Origin of the sequence: Citrobacter sp. TBCS-14, assembly GCF_005280805.1 — a bacterium.
GTDB lineage: Bacteria > Pseudomonadota > Gammaproteobacteria > Enterobacterales > Enterobacteriaceae > Citrobacter > Citrobacter gillenii.
On the sequence record NZ_SZWM01001209.1, the window covers coordinates 1 to 206 of the forward strand.

Genomic DNA, 206 nt, shown 5'->3' on the forward strand with positions numbered 1-206 from the left:
CAGCACGTCGCCAAAACCTTTTTCCGCCCAGAAGCTGTGATACAGGCCCGGCGGCAGGCAGATGCTCTCACCCGGCGTCAGGCGTAGTTGGCTGCCCGCGGCATGGGTTTGTCGACAGCCGTCAATCACCACATTGACGTCGCTGTCCTCCGTTTGTTCTCTGATACCGGCGTTCCACAGTTCGACAATCAGATTGCCGCCGCCGC

The 206-nt window shown here is 60.7% G+C and carries 1 protein-coding gene; it reads right to left on the reverse strand.

All coding sequences use genetic code 11. The annotated features are described in order from the left end of the window. The coding region (locus FDX22_RS26295) for a D-lyxose/D-mannose family sugar isomerase (RefSeq protein ID WP_146718009.1) at window positions 1-206 on the reverse strand (206 nt) is incomplete at both ends.